The organism is Gottfriedia sp. S16(2024), from assembly GCF_050473765.1.
In the GTDB taxonomy this organism is placed as follows: domain Bacteria; phylum Bacillota; class Bacilli; order Bacillales; family Bacillaceae_G; genus Gottfriedia.
In genome coordinates this window covers 1,119,197-1,133,084 of sequence record NZ_JBFLUO010000001.1, presented here as the reverse complement: position 1 = coordinate 1,133,084, position 13,888 = coordinate 1,119,197, and the positions used below count along the sequence as shown (strand labels likewise).

The window sequence follows — 13,888 nt, the reverse complement described above, 5'->3', positions numbered from 1 at the left end:
CGTGAAGCCCTTTTTCTTATATCAAAAAAGCGTTAGGATAGACTTAGAATACATACTCTATTAATATAGAAAATCATAGTAACAAAAGAGGTACTATACATATGGCTAAAAAAAGTAAAACTAAATTCGTTTGTCAATCTTGTGGATATGAGTCAGTTAAGTGGATTGGAAAGTGTCCTGCATGTAACGAGTGGAATACAATGGTTGAGTTCATAGAACAGCCTGCTAGTTCAAGAAGGCTAACATTTAATACAAATGCTTCAGCAGAAGGAACGAAACCAATTTCAATCATGGAAGTGGAAATAGGTACTGAAACTCGTATCGAAACTTCCTTCGATGAGTTTAATCGGGTTTTAGGTGGCGGAATCGTTTTAGGTTCATTAGTATTAATTGGTGGTGACCCGGGGATAGGTAAGTCGACGATGCTCTTACAGGTTTCCTCACAATTGGCTAAAAAAGATCATAAAGTTTTATATGTTTCAGGTGAAGAATCTCAAAAGCAAATAAAATTAAGAGCAGAACGACTAGGTGTCGCTACACAAAACTTATATGTTCTATCCGAGACAGATTTGTCTTATATTGCTCGGTATATGGATGAGATGTCTCCTGATTTTGTTGTAATTGATTCAATTCAAACAATCTATTTACAAGAAGTAACATCTGCTCCTGGTAGTGTTTCTCAAGTTCGAGAGTGTACTTCAGAATTAATGAAAATCGCGAAGACAAAAGGCATCCCAATCTTTATAGTAGGGCATGTAACAAAAGAGGGATCAATTGCTGGCCCACGTTTACTGGAACATATGGTAGATGCAGTGTTATATTTTGAGGGTGAAAGACATCATACATATCGAATATTAAGGGCAGTTAAAAATCGTTTTGGATCTACTAATGAAACAGGTATTTTTGAGATGAAAGAGTTGGGATTAGTGGAAGTGCTGAACCCATCAGAAATATTCTTAGAAGAGCGACCTTTTGGAGTAGCAGGTTCAACTGTTGTTGCTTCTATGGAAGGTACTAGACCTGTACTTGTTGAATTACAAGCACTTGTCTCTCCAACGAGCTTTGGAAATGCAAGGCGAATGGCAACAGGTATTGATCACAATAGGGTATCATTAATTATGGCTGTATTAGAAAAGAGAATGGGCCTTTTATTACAAAATCAAGATGCTTATTTAAAGGTTGCCGGAGGACTGAAGTTAGATGAGCCAGCTGTAGACTTAGCTGTTGCAGTAAGTATAGCATCAAGCTTTCAAGATAAACCTACTAATCCAACAGATGTAGTAATTGGCGAGATCGGTTTAACAGGAGAAGTTCGTAGGGTATCTAGAATAGAGCAAAGAGTACAAGAAGCAGCTAAACTTGGATTTAAAAGAGCAATAATTCCATCAAAAAATATTGGAGGATGGAGTTTTCCTGAAGGAATGGAAATAATAGGTATTAATACAGTACATGAAGCATTAAAATACGTGTTAGGAGGGTAGAGATGGAGGATCAAAAACAAAAAGCTAAATCAATGTTGCCAGTTTTAGAAATGATCGCTCCAGGTACACCATTGCGTGATGGCATTGATAATGTACTTAGAGCACAGACTGGTGGATTAATTGTACTTGGCTTTAATGATGAAACAAAAGAAATGGTCGATGGTGGTTTTCATATTAATGACCCTTTCTCTCCAGCTAGCTTATATGAATTAGCAAAAATGGATGGAGCTCTCATTTTAAATGAAACAGGTTCAAAAATCCTGTTGGCAAATGCACAATTGATACCAGATCAATCAATCTTTACAAAAGAAACTGGGATGCGTCACCGAACAGCAGAACGAGTATCAAGACAAACAGGAAACTTAGTAATTGCTATATCACAAAGACGTAATGTAATTACCTTATATAAAGGTAATTTACGCTATACACTGCGAGATATTGGCGTAATTTTAACAAAGGCTAATCAAGCGATTCAGACTCTTGAAAAATACAAAATTGTTTGGAATCAAGGGATTACTTCACTTAGTATTTTAGAATTTGAAGAGCTGGTTACATTATTTGAAGTTGTAAATGTTTTACATAGCGTTGAAATGGTTCTTCGAATTAAAAATGAAATTAATAACTATGTAATTGAGCTTGGTGATGAAGGAAGACTGATTGAATTACAGTTAATTGAGATCATTTCGGACCTTGAGGAGGAGGCATTACTTTTAATAAAGGATTATCATTATAATAAGGAACAAGATCCTAAAAGTATTTTGCAAAAACTTCAAGAACTAGCAAATGAAGAATTGTTAGAGGATCATGCCATCATTAAATTGCTAGGTTATCCGAATAACACTAATCTTGAAGAAATGGTAGAGCCTAGAGGGTATCGTATGTTGATGAAAATTTCTAGACTACCGCCGTTAGTTATTGAAAATTTAACACAAAGATTTAAGCACCTTAAAGGTATATACAAAGCTACTCTTGCTGAGTTAGATGATGTTGATGGAATCGGTGAAATTCGTGCGAAAAAAATCAAAGAAGGATTAAAACGAATTCAGGAGCAACTGTATATCAATAGACATAACTAAGTTATTTCGTCTAAGATAGAGTTAATTATTTATTTAAAGGAGGTGGCGAATTGATAAAGAGGATCGTTCAAGTTATTTATATTTTTGTCGGAAGTACTTTAGGTTTAGTACTTTTTCCACTATTAGATAAACTGTTGAAAACAGAGTTACCTAATATATTGCATAATTCTTATGTGCAAGCTTTGAGTGGAGCAGTGATCTTTTTTATTTTATCGCTTTGGTTAGTTGATCCAACAGTAACGTTTATCAAGTATATTGAGGAGAAATTATTAAAAGCTCCTATTTCAATGATTTTGTTTGGTAGTTTAGGACTTGTTTTTGGACTTATTCTGGCATTTCTTATTTCATTGCCAATTGACTCAATTAGATTACAGTATGTTTCATCAATTATTCAAATAGTAGTTACGATTTTATTAGGATATTTAGGTTTTCAAGTTGGGATTAAAAAGAGAGAAGAATTATTGAGTTTATTTACTTTATCTTCAAAGGCTAAGAAAAAGGCTGCTGAAGAGCAAGATACACCATTCGATATTCCAGTTAAAATTTTAGATACTAGTGTAATCATTGATGGTCGTATTGCTGATATTTGTCAAACTGGATTCATAGAAGGAACAATTGTGATTCCACAATTTGTATTAGCAGAATTACAATATATAGCTGATTCCTCGGATACGTTAAAACGAAATAGAGGACGAAGAGGATTAGATATTCTTAATAGAATCCAAAAAGAGCTAGCTATGAAAGTTGAAATCTACGAAGGGGATTTTGAAGATGTTCCCGAAGTAGATGCAAAATTAGTAAAGCTTACTAAATTAAAAAATGGTATTTTAGTGACAAATGACTTTAATTTAAACAAAGTAAGTGAACTTCAGCAAATTAAAGTTTGGAATATTAACGATCTAGCAAATGCAATAAAACCTGTAGTATTACCAGGGGAAGTATTAACTGCTTTTGTAGTTAAAGAAGGTAAAGAAAAATTACAAGGTGTTGCATATTTAGACGATGGTACAATGATCGTTGTAGAAGACGGTAAAGAATCAATTGGTAAACGAGTGGATACAGTCGTTACGAGCGTACTACAAACTTCTGCAGGTCGCATGATTTTTGCAAAAGTAAAGTAAGTTAGAGAGGTATACGTAAAATGCAATATAAGGTCATCATCCCAGCAGCGGGTTCTGGCTCACGAATGGGTGCAGGCTATAATAAATTATTTCTAAAAATAATTAGCTCGCCAATTATTGAATTAACTTTAAAAGTATTTGGCGAAGATCAGCGTTGCAATGAGATTATCTTACCGATTAAAGAATCTGAAAAACAGTTCTTTGAAACTTTAAATTTGCCAAGCAGTATACAAAATAAAATAACCTATGTAAAAGGTGGAGCAGAGAGGCAAGAAAGTGTCTATAATGGTTTAGCTTCAATTAAGGATACTGAAAGTTTTATTTTGGTACACGATGGGGCGAGACCTTTTGTAACAAATGCAGTGATTGAGCGGATTCTTGAAAAAATGAATGAACATGAGGCAGTCATCTGTGCAGTTCCAATGAAAGATACAATAAAAAAAGTTGTTGATCAAGAAGTCGTTGAAACAATCGATCGTTCTACACTTTGGGGAGTACAGACTCCCCAAGCTTTTACATACAAATGCTTAATAGAAGCGCATCAAAAAGCAATTGAAAATGGTTATTTGGGAACTGATGATGCAAGCTTAGTTGAATGGAACGGAAGTAAAGTTTTTGTAGTAAATGGAGATTATAACAATATTAAAGTAACAACGAAAGAAGATATGTTTTTTGCTGAAACAATCTATGAACAATATAGAGGTTAGAAGGTGTTTACATGTTTAGAATTGGACAAGGGTTTGATGTTCACGCTTTTGCAGAAAATCGCCCATTAATTATTGGTGGAATTGAGATCCCATACGAATTAGGTTTATTAGGTCATTCTGATGCCGATGTTCTTCTTCATACAATATCGGATGCATTGCTTGGGGCTATAGGTGAAGGAGATATAGGTAGACATTTCCCAGATACGGATCCAGCTTTTAAAGATGCTGATTCAGCCAAACTACTTCAGCACGTATTTCATATTGTTAAGGATAAAGGTTATGAGTTAGTTAATGCAGATTGTACGATTATTGCTCAAGCGCCTAAAATGGCACCGTATATCCAATTAATGAGAGAGAGAATTGCAGAACTGCTTGAAACGACATCTGATTGTATTAATGTAAAAGCAACAACAACTGAAAAATTAGGTTTTACAGGAAGAAAAGAAGGAATTGCATCGCAAGCGGTTGTATTGTTACAAAAGAAGGCTTAAACTAATAAAGTATATTAATTATTCAGTGGAGAGTGTCTATAAATGTCAAATAGAGTAAGAGTTCGTTATGCACCTAGTCCGACAGGTCATTTACATATTGGAAATGCACGTACAGCATTATACGTATATTTATTTGCTAAGCATTTTAATGGTGATATGGTATTACGTATTGAAGATACAGATATAGAACGTAATGTTGAAGGTGGCGAAGAAAGCCAAGCGAAATTTTTACACTGGTTAGGTATTGATTGGGATGAAGGTCCGGATAAAGGTGGCGAGTACGGTCCTTATCGTCAGCTAGAAAGACTAGACTTATACAAACAATATGCTAATGAATTAATTGAGAATGGTCATGCATACAAGTGCTATTGTACAGAGGAAGAGCTTGCAGCGGAACGTGAAGCACAATTAGCTGCTGGTCATCCAACTACACGTTATAGCGGAAAATGCCGTCATTTAACAGCTGAAGAAAGAGCTGTAAAAGAAGCAGCAGGTGCAGAGCACACTATTCGTTTTGCAGTACCAGCAAACGATACGTATGAGTGGGAAGATATCGTTCGTGGTAATATTAAATTTGAATCAAAAGATATCGGTGACTGGGTTCTTGTTAAAAAGAACGGAATCGCTACTTATAACTACGCGGTAGTAGTTGATGATGCATTAATGAAAATTAGTCACGTACTGCGTGGAGAAGAGCATATTTCAAATACGCCTAAACAATTAATGGTATATCGTGCATTAAATTGGGATGCTCCAGATTTTGGTCATATGGCAGTAATTGTGAACGAAAACCGTAAAAAGCTTTCAAAACGTGACGAATCTGTATTACAATTTATTGAACAATATCAAAATCTTGGTTACTTACCAGAAGCATTATTTAACTTTATTGCTCTTCTTGGTTGGTCACCAGTTGGTGAAGAAGAAATTTTCAGCAAGGATGAATTTATTAAAATTTTCGATCCAAGCCGTTTAAGTTCTGCTCCAGCTATGTTTGATAAGCAAAAATTAACTTGGATTAACAATCGTTATATTAAAGAGCAACCATTAGAAAAAGTGGTGGAAATTTCATTACCACATCTAATTAAAGCTGGTTTTGTAAATGAGGAACGTACTGCAGATGAAAACCTATGGGTTACAAATCTAGTAGCTTTATATCAAGACCAAATGAGCTTTGGTGCTGAAATTGTAGAATTATCAGGCTTATTCTTTAAAGACGTGTTAACATTCGGTGAAGAAGAGCAAGCTGTTATTTCTGAAGAGCAAGTGAAGGAAGTACTTTCAGCATTAGTTGAAGAACTTAAAGCTTCTGAAGAATTTACAGTTGATTCGATTAAAGCTTCAATGAAATCAGTTCAAAAGTCAACTGGACAAAAAGGCAAAAAATTATTTATGCCAATTCGTGTTGCAACAACTGGTCAATGTCATGGTCCAGAATTACCAGCAGCGATGACTTTATTAGGAAAAGAAAAAGTTATTGCTCGCTTACAACAAATTATTGGTTAACATTTTGATTAATTTGTAATATATATAAGTAATATTTATATAGGTAAAATGTTGATAGGGAAAAGTAAATGGTTACTCGTTACCCAGAGAGAATCACATTGGTGAAAGTGATTTTAACAGTAGTCATGGAAGTGCCCCCTTGAGTCCTTAGCCGAAAAACACTTTTTAGTAGGCTAGGGCGGTGGAAACCGTTACATTACATGAGTTGAGATAATTTATTTTATCTAAACAGAGTGGAACCGCGCATAAAGCGTCTCTGTGTATTTTAAGTACACAGGGACGCTTTTTATATTTTAGAGAGAAAAAATAAAATTCTTAATAAATTCTTTAAGGGGAAATGAAGATGCTAAAGTACATGAAGGAAGATGTTGCGACGATATTTGAACGCGATCCAGCCGCTACTAGCTATTTAGAAGTTATTCTTACGTATGCTGGTTTACATGCATTATGGCTTTATCGATTTGCTCATTATTTCTATCGGAAAAAATGGCACTTTATTGCAAGGAGTATTTCACAGTTTGCTCGTTTTTTAACAGGAATCGAGATTCACCCAGGGGCGACAATTGGTAGACGATTTTTTATCGATCATGGAGCTGGAGTTGTAATTGGAGAAACATGTGAAATAGGCGATGATGTTACGATTTATCAAGGAGTAACATTAGGCGGAACCGGGAAGGAAAAAGGTAAGCGTCATCCAACCTTATTGAGTGGGGTACTGGTAGCTACGGGTGCAAAAGTTCTAGGGTCAATCACAATCGGAGAAAATGCAAAAATCGGTGCAAATTCAGTTGTACTAAAGGATGTTCCAAATAATACTACGGTTGTTGGTATACCTGGTAAGATAGTTGTTCAAGATGGAATTAGAGTAAATAATCAATTTGACCACTGTGATCTACCTGACCCAGTAGCAGATCGATTACTGCAACTAGAAGCGGAATTAGAAGAGCTAAGAGGTTTAATGAGAATATCTGAAAGGAAGTAAAACTATGGCAATTCAAATTTATAATACATTAACAAGGAATAAAGAAGATTTTAAGCCTATAGAAGAAGGTAAGGTCAAAATGTATGTATGTGGACCTACTGTATATAACTATATTCACATTGGTAATGCAAGACCTGCTATTGTTTTTGATACAGTAAGACGTTATTTTGAATATCGTGGATATGAAGTAAACTTTGTTTCAAACTTCACTGATGTTGATGATAAGTTAATTAAAGCAGCTAATGAATTAGGTTCAGATGTCCCAACTATAGCAGATCGTTTTATTAATGCATATTTTGAAGATGTTCAAGCGCTCGGTTGCAAAACAGCTACGAATCATCCTCGTGTAATGGATAATATGGATATTATTATTGAGTTTATCGATGAGCTTGTAAAAAAAGGCTATGCATATGAATCTGAAGGTGACGTATACTTCAAAACAAAAGAATTTAACGGTTACGGTAAACTTTCACACCAATCAATTGAAGACCTTCGAATTGGTGAAAGAATTGAAATTGGTGAAAAGAAAGAAGATCCATTAGACTTCGCTCTATGGAAAGCAGCTAAACCAGGTGAAATATTCTGGGAAAGTCCATGGGGAAAAGGTAGACCAGGATGGCATATTGAGTGCTCAGCAATGGCAAAGAAATATCTTGGCGAAACAATTGATATTCATGCAGGTGGTCAAGACTTATCATTCCCACACCATGAGAATGAGATCGCTCAGTCAGAAGCCTTAAGCGGGAAAACTTTTTCAAATTATTGGATGCATAATGGATATATCAATATCGACAACGAAAAAATGTCTAAGTCATTAGGTAACTTTGTCTTAGTACATGACATTATTAAGATCGTTGATCCTATGTTATTACGTTTCTTTATGTTATCAGTGCATTATCGTCACCCAATTAACTATAGCGAGGAACTTTTACAAGAAGCTAAAAATGGTTTTGAACGTATTAAAACGGCTTACCAAAATAGTAATCACCGTATAGAAAGTAGTACTAATTTAACAGAAGATGACAATAAGTGGTTAAAAGAAATAGCAGATGAAAAAGCCGTCTTCACAAAAGTAATGGATGATGACTTTAATACGGCTAATGCGATTTCAGTTTTATATCAATTAGCTAAATTGGCAAATCAATATTTACTAGAGACACATACTTCTACGAATGTATTAAATCAATTAGTAGCAACTTTTGATGAATTATCAAGTGTACTAGGCATTACACTAGTTAGTGAAGAAGCACTGTTAGATGATGAAATCGAAGCATTAATTCAAAAACGTACAGATGCACGTAAAAATCGTGATTTTGCATTAGCGGACCAAATTCGTGACCAATTAAAAGAAATGAATATAATCATTGAAGATACTCCGCAAGGTATTCGCTGGAAAAGAGGATAACTTCATGATTGAAAGTAACCAAAAAATTGATGTTAAACAACTAAACAGTTTAGCACTTGCTTATATAGGTGATGCTGTATATGAAATTTATGTACGTCATCACCTCCTTGAAAAAGGAACTGTGAGACCTAATCAACTTCACCGAGCAGCAACAAGATTTGTTTCTGCTAAAGGACAAGCTAAAGTAATTAGAGAAATGCTTTCTACTGAGATATTGTCAGATGAAGAAGTTGCAGTTGTTAAAAGAGGCCGTAATGCAAAATCAGGAACCGTGCCAAAAAATACTGATGTACAAACATATCGATACGCAACCGCAATGGAAGCGTTAATTGGATACCATTATTTATTAAAAAATGAAGATAGACTCAATATAATTGTACGTTTTGCGATTCAATTTATTGAGAATGATAAAGGAGCATAATATGTCTGAGGAATTTATTATTGGACGTAATCCAGTTATGGAAGCAATACGTTCAGGTCGTGATATAAATAAAATATGGGTTAGCGAAGGGGCAAATAAAGGTCAAATTCATAAACTTTTAGAATTAGCTAACCAAAACAAAGTGATTGTTCAAACAGCACCAAACAAGAAATTAGATGGAATGGTTAAAGGAAACCATCAAGGTGTAGTAGCGCAAGTAGCTGCATATGAATATGTGGAACTTGATGATTTATTTGAAGTTGCTAGTAGTCGAGATGAACAACCGTTTTTCTTAATTCTTGATGAAATTGAAGACCCTCATAATTTAGGCTCAATTATGCGAACTGCAGATGCAGTTGGTGCTCATGGAATCATTATTCCAAAGAGAAGAGCGGTAGGGTTAACATCAGCGGTTGCTAAAGCTTCTACTGGAGCAATTGAATATATTCCAGTAGCTCGAGTAACGAACTTAGCAAGAACTATAGATGAATTAAAAGAAAGAGGAGTTTGGATTTTTGGTACAGATGCAAAAGGTGCTGATGACTATCGAAACATGGATGGCCAAATTTCCCTTGGTTTAATTATTGGTAGCGAAGGTAAAGGCATGAGCAGGATCTTAAAGGAAAAATGTGATTTCCTAATTAAGTTACCAATGGTCGGTAAAGTTACATCGTTAAATGCGTCTGTTGCGGCTAGTTTATTAATGTATGAAATACATCGTAAGAGACACCCGCTTGGATCATAAAAAGAAAGAGATTCTTATTGTAGATGGTTATAACATGATTGGAGCTTGGCCGAATCTTAGAAAACTTCGAGAAATTGACTTTGATAAATCACGTGATTATCTAATTACTCAGCTTGCTGAGTATAAGGCATACACAGGGATGTCTATAATTGTTGTATTTGATGCTCATTTTGTAAATGGCATCGAAAAGGTCGACAAGAATTCAAAGGTCGAAGTGATCTTTACTCGAAAAAACCAGACGGCTGATGAAAAAATTGAAAAACTTGCAATTGAGCTTCGTCATGTTAACCATCATATTTATGTTGCGACTTCTGACTTTACTGAGCAATGGCAAATATTTGGACAAGGTGCACTTCGTATACCTGCAATGGAACTATATCGATCGGTTACTCAAAATAAAAAAATGATAAGTAGTCGAATTAGTGAAATACCTGATCAAAGACTGACAATTAGTAAGACTTTAAATTCGAAACAAACAGAAATTTTAGAAAAATGGCGAAGAGGGGAACGATGACTTATTGTTTCCTTCTTCTTTGTGCTGTATAATTTAATTAAATTGTTTGGTCGGAGGTGCTAATTTTGAACGTTGAACAGGAATTGAAGCTAATGATAGAGTATGGCCCTTTAGAAGATGAGGTAATTCTCGAATATGTTCGAGAAGGTGATCAAGAGGCACTAACATTTTTAATTCAAAAGTACCGAAATTTCGTTAAAGCAAAATCTAGGTCTTATTTCCTAATAGGAGCTGACCGTGAAGACATCATTCAAGAAGGTATGATTGGATTATACAAAGCAATTCGTGATTACAAAGAAGACAAACTTTCGTCTTTCAAGGCGTTTGCAGAATTATGCATTACAAGACAAATTATTACAGCAATTAAAACAGCAACTAGACAAAAGCACATCCCATTAAATTCTTATGTTTCATTGGACAAGCCTATTTATGATGAGGAATCTGATCGTACATTACTGGATGTTTTAACAGAAACAAAAAACATGGATCCAGAGGAACTTGTTATCAATCAAGAAGAAAATGTGGACATAGAGCTTAAAATGTCTGAATTATTAAGCGATTTAGAAAGAAAAGTATTATCACTCTATTTAGATGGTCGATCATACCAAGAAATATCAGAAGAGTTAAATAGACATGTGAAATCGATTGATAATGCTTTACAAAGAGTGAAAAGAAAGCTTGAAAGATATATGGAAATAAGAGAACTGTCAGTTTAATCAGATCAAAGAAGCTCCCTTGTAGTTCGTGATAATGTATAGAAGTACAAGGGTAAACAAATGAGTTTGACAGTTTATAATTCGCATGGTACATTCTAAATGGATAATTATAGATGAATTAGGTTGGTGTCACCATGAGAAAAAAAGTTGTTCTGTCGTGCGCTAATTGCAATAATAGAAATTACTCCACGATGAAGAATTCCTCTTCTGTAGAACGTTTGGAGATGAAAAAGTTTTGTAAAACATGCAATGAGCATACAACACATAAAGAAACAAAATAAATGAAGTAAGATAAATGATAATTGCGAATGTCCTTATTCATTATATAAACTAAAGATTATGCACTATTTTTTGGACAAGACGGACGTTTCGTAAATCTCTAAACTAGTATATATGGGGGTTGCATCTGTGGGTCGTATCGGTAAGTTTTTTCGCGAAGTAAAAAGTGAAATGAAAAAAGTTTCATGGCCTAAACGTAAAGAATTAGTTAATTCAACAGTTACAGTATTAGCTACAGTTTTATTCTTTGTAGTATTCTTCGCTGTAATTGACACAGGACTTTCTAAACTAATTCGACTTATTCTTGAATAAGTTAAAACTAATTGTGCTATAATGAGTGATAATGTTTAAAAAAAAGCCCGGTGACGGGTTTTTTAATTTGCAAAGAAAGTTGACCGGGGAGGGAAGGACAGTAGTCCTCTAACATGGAAAAAAGATGGTATGTAGTTCATACTTACTCAGGATATGAGAATAAAGTAAAAGCAAATTTAGAAAAACGTGTAGAAACAATGGGAATGCAGGATAAAATTTTCCGTGTAATAGTTCCAGAAGAATCAGAAGTAGAAATGAAGAACGGTAAAGAGAAAGTAACGAAACGTAAAGTGTTTCCTGGTTATGTGCTAGTTGAACTAGTAATGACTGACGATTCTTGGTATGTAGTTCGAAATACACCGGGAGTAACTGGTTTCGTTGGCTCAGCTGGATCTGGTTCAAAACCAACCCCACTTTTAGAAGAAGAAATTACACATATTCTAAAACATATGGGTCTAGATGAACAAACAATTGATATTGATTTAGATGTAAATGAAGTTGTTCGATTAAAAGAAGGTCCATTTGCGAATTATACTGGATCAATTAAAGAAATTGACTTCGAAAAGAAAAAAGTGACTGTGTTAGTAGAATTCTTTAATAAAGAAACGCCGGTAGAACTGGATTTACATCTTGTTGAAAAATTATAATACAAGACCTTGCATTTTTAATTTGAAAATGTTAGACTTTTAAAGGTCAATATGCATCGAAAAGATGATATTAACTTCTGTATAAGAATATGCATGCAAATGCAAAACGATATGAGTGGGAGGGTGTAAAAACCCGTTACCACATCACGGACTTAAGGAGGTGTGTCTCGTGGCTAAAAAAGTAATTAAAATGGTAAAATTGCAAATTCCTGCAGGGAAAGCAAACCCAGCACCACCAGTTGGTCCTGCACTAGGACAAGCAGGTGTTAACATCATGGGATTCTGTAAAGAGTTCAACGCTCGTACAGCTGACCAAGCTGGTCTAATTATTCCTGTTGAAATCACTGTATTCGAAGATCGTTCGTTTACATTTATTACGAAAACTCCTCCTGCTGCTGTACTTCTTAAAGTAGCGGCTGGTATCGAGTCTGGTTCAGGTGAACCAAATCGTAAAAAAGTAGCAACAGTTAAACGCGATAAAGTGCGTGAGATTGCTGAACAAAAAATGCCTGACTTAAATGCTGCTTCTGTTGAAGCTGCTATGCGTATGGTAGAAGGTACTGCACGTAGTATGGGTATCGTTATTGAAGACTAATCCCATCTTCAATAAGGTGTGATTGAGGAGGTTGCGAACATCATTTGATGTGTTTTATCGCAACCTTTATTCGTGGGAGGAAAATCCGTTAAAACCACATTAGGAGGAATAAAACATGGCTAACAAAGGTAAAAAATACCAAGAAGCTATTAAATTAGTAGATCGTACAGCTGTTTACGCAGTAAACGAAGCTGTTGAACTTGTTAAAAAGACTACAACTGTTAACTTTGATGCAACAGTTGAAGTAGCATTCCGTTTAGGAGTAGATCCAAAGAAAGCTGACCAACAAATTCGTGGTGCAGTAGTTCTTCCACACGGTACTGGTAAAGTACAACGTGTATTAGTATTCGCTAAAGGTGAAAAAGCTAAAGAAGCTGAAGCTGCTGGTGCTGATTTCGTAGGCGATGCTGACATGATTAACAAAATCCAACAAGGTTGGTTCGATTTTGATGTAGTAGTAGCAACTCCAGACATGATGGCTGAAGTTGGTAAATTAGGACGTGTATTAGGACCTAAAGGTTTAATGCCAAACCCGAAAACAGGTACAGTTACATTTGACGTAACAAAAGCTGTTAACGAAATCAAAGCTGGTAAAGTTGAATACCGTGTTGATAAAGCTGGTAACATTCACGTGCCAATCGGTAAAGTATCTTTCGAAAACGAAAAGTTAGTAGAAAACTTTACTACAATCTTTGAAACTATGGTAAAAGTTAAACCTGCTGCTGCTAAAGGAACATACATGAAGAACGTAGCAATCACTTCAACTATGGGCCCTGGTATTAAAGTAGATCCAGCTAGTTTCTAAGATAAAAAACAAAGTTGACAATTCGACAAGAACTCTCTATAATGGAGATTGTCTTGCTAATTAAATAGACTACCGTAGACAGTAGGTG

17 protein-coding genes and 2 other annotated features (1 of these 19 only partly in view) are annotated in these 13,888 nt (G+C 35.0%); all 17 genes read left to right on the top strand.

Annotated features, from left to right (window positions below; all coding sequences use genetic code 11):
• Nucleotides 1-101: 101 nt before the first annotated feature.
• Nucleotides 102-1,481 carry a DNA repair protein RadA gene (gene radA / locus AB1282_RS05380; RefSeq protein WP_056467330.1) on the top strand — a complete coding sequence of 460 codons (1,380 nt, stop codon included), beginning with the start codon at nt 102-104 and terminating at the stop codon, nt 1,479-1,481.
• 2 nt (nt 1,482-1,483) lie between these two features.
• A complete protein-coding gene (gene disA / locus AB1282_RS05375; RefSeq protein WP_056467333.1) occupies nt 1,484-2,557 on the top strand; it encodes a DNA integrity scanning diadenylate cyclase DisA in 1,074 nt (357 codons plus the stop codon).
• Between the two features lie 50 nt (nt 2,558-2,607).
• Complete coding sequence (locus AB1282_RS05370) at nt 2,608-3,678, top strand: PIN/TRAM domain-containing protein (RefSeq protein WP_056467336.1); 1,071 nt, start codon at nt 2,608-2,610, stop codon at nt 3,676-3,678.
• A 20-nt stretch (nt 3,679-3,698) separates the two neighbouring features.
• Complete coding sequence (gene ispD, locus AB1282_RS05365) at nt 3,699-4,385, top strand: 2-C-methyl-D-erythritol 4-phosphate cytidylyltransferase (protein ID WP_056467339.1); 687 nt, start codon at nt 3,699-3,701, stop codon at nt 4,383-4,385.
• An 11-nt stretch (nt 4,386-4,396) separates the two neighbouring features.
• The gene (gene ispF, locus AB1282_RS05360) at nt 4,397-4,876 is read left to right on the top strand and encodes a 2-C-methyl-D-erythritol 2,4-cyclodiphosphate synthase (RefSeq protein ID WP_056467343.1); all 480 of its coding nucleotides are present in this window, start codon (nt 4,397-4,399) and stop codon (nt 4,874-4,876) included.
• A 42-nt stretch (nt 4,877-4,918) separates the two neighbouring features.
• The gene (gene gltX / locus AB1282_RS05355; RefSeq protein ID WP_056467346.1) at nt 4,919-6,379 is read left to right on the top strand and encodes a glutamate--tRNA ligase; all 1,461 of its coding nucleotides are present in this window, start codon (nt 4,919-4,921) and stop codon (nt 6,377-6,379) included.
• A 42-nt stretch (nt 6,380-6,421) separates the two neighbouring features.
• Nucleotides 6,422-6,640, top strand: a binding site (T-box leader).
• Nucleotides 6,641-6,722: 82 nt separating this feature from the next.
• Nucleotides 6,723-7,361, top strand: a complete 639-nt coding sequence (gene cysE, locus AB1282_RS05350) for a serine O-acetyltransferase (RefSeq protein WP_056467349.1) — start codon at nt 6,723-6,725, stop codon at nt 7,359-7,361.
• A gap of 4 nt (nt 7,362-7,365) precedes the next feature.
• Nucleotides 7,366-8,766: a cysteine--tRNA ligase gene (cysS, locus tag AB1282_RS05345; protein ID WP_056467352.1), complete on the top strand. Its 1,401-nt coding sequence runs from the start codon at nt 7,366-7,368 to the stop codon at nt 8,764-8,766.
• A 4-nt stretch (nt 8,767-8,770) separates the two neighbouring features.
• The gene (locus tag AB1282_RS05340) at nt 8,771-9,187 is read left to right on the top strand and encodes a Mini-ribonuclease 3 (RefSeq protein WP_056467355.1); all 417 of its coding nucleotides are present in this window, start codon (nt 8,771-8,773) and stop codon (nt 9,185-9,187) included.
• A gap of 1 nt (nt 9,188) precedes the next feature.
• Nucleotides 9,189-9,932, top strand: a complete 744-nt coding sequence (gene rlmB, locus AB1282_RS05335) for a 23S rRNA (guanosine(2251)-2'-O)-methyltransferase RlmB (RefSeq protein WP_056467358.1) — start codon at nt 9,189-9,191, stop codon at nt 9,930-9,932.
• A 34-nt stretch (nt 9,933-9,966) separates the two neighbouring features.
• Nucleotides 9,967-10,446, top strand: coding sequence for an NYN domain-containing protein (locus AB1282_RS05330; protein WP_390312709.1), 480 nt, complete (start codon nt 9,967-9,969; stop codon nt 10,444-10,446).
• A gap of 65 nt (nt 10,447-10,511) precedes the next feature.
• A complete protein-coding gene (gene sigH / locus AB1282_RS05325) occupies nt 10,512-11,162 on the top strand; it encodes an RNA polymerase sporulation sigma factor SigH (protein ID WP_056467364.1) in 651 nt (216 codons plus the stop codon).
• Between the two features lie 134 nt (nt 11,163-11,296).
• Nucleotides 11,297-11,443 carry a 50S ribosomal protein L33 gene (rpmG, locus tag AB1282_RS05320; RefSeq protein WP_082459366.1) on the top strand — a complete coding sequence of 49 codons (147 nt, stop codon included), beginning with the start codon at nt 11,297-11,299 and terminating at the stop codon, nt 11,441-11,443.
• A 127-nt stretch (nt 11,444-11,570) separates the two neighbouring features.
• Nucleotides 11,571-11,753: a preprotein translocase subunit SecE gene (gene secE / locus AB1282_RS05315; RefSeq protein ID WP_056467367.1), complete on the top strand. Its 183-nt coding sequence runs from the start codon at nt 11,571-11,573 to the stop codon at nt 11,751-11,753.
• A gap of 113 nt (nt 11,754-11,866) precedes the next feature.
• Nucleotides 11,867-12,400, top strand: a complete 534-nt coding sequence (nusG, locus tag AB1282_RS05310; protein ID WP_056467370.1) for a transcription termination/antitermination protein NusG — start codon at nt 11,867-11,869, stop codon at nt 12,398-12,400.
• Between the two features lie 169 nt (nt 12,401-12,569).
• Complete coding sequence (gene rplK / locus AB1282_RS05305) at nt 12,570-12,995, top strand: 50S ribosomal protein L11 (RefSeq protein ID WP_056467373.1); 426 nt, start codon at nt 12,570-12,572, stop codon at nt 12,993-12,995.
• 115 nt (nt 12,996-13,110) lie between these two features.
• Nucleotides 13,111-13,800: a 50S ribosomal protein L1 gene (rplA, locus tag AB1282_RS05300; RefSeq protein ID WP_056467376.1), complete on the top strand. Its 690-nt coding sequence runs from the start codon at nt 13,111-13,113 to the stop codon at nt 13,798-13,800.
• Nucleotides 13,801-13,854: 54 nt separating this feature from the next.
• Nucleotides 13,855-13,888, top strand: a sequence feature (ribosomal protein L10 leader region); it runs 102 nt beyond the window's last position.